1 protein-coding gene is annotated in these 273 nt (G+C 38.5%); it reads right to left on the bottom strand.

What is annotated here, in order from left to right; translation table 11 throughout:
• Positions 1-21: 21 nt before the first annotated feature.
• A partial coding sequence (locus R2R70_RS20285; protein ID WP_410978941.1) for a hypothetical protein occupies positions 22-273 on the bottom strand: 252 nt, incomplete at its 5' end.

The raw sequence follows: 273 nt of genomic DNA, 5'->3' as shown, positions 1-273 counted from the left end.
CAACCAGCGAGCTTAAGCGCACTAAAATAGCTCTATGTCAGGGTCTTGGTTAATTGCAGGCTCAATGTCATCTACTTTATGGCGTAAACTCTGTAAAAACTCACGGCGGCTTTGTGTTACCTGCTCAAACTGATATTTAATAAACGCTAAATCGCTATTGGCAGACACCAGTAACTGCATAGTATGTTCAAGTTGCGATATACATAAATCAATATCGGCAGGGTTTAAATTATTTTTTTGAAGCTCAATAGCTGTATTTAATGCCTCTAGTTG

Origin of the sequence: Cobetia sp. SIMBA_158 (genome assembly GCF_046566945.1) — a bacterium.
Lineage (GTDB): Bacteria > Pseudomonadota > Gammaproteobacteria > Pseudomonadales > Halomonadaceae > Cobetia > Cobetia amphilecti.
Note: the sequence above shows the minus strand (reverse complement) of the source record. Positions and strands in the feature narration are given on the sequence as shown.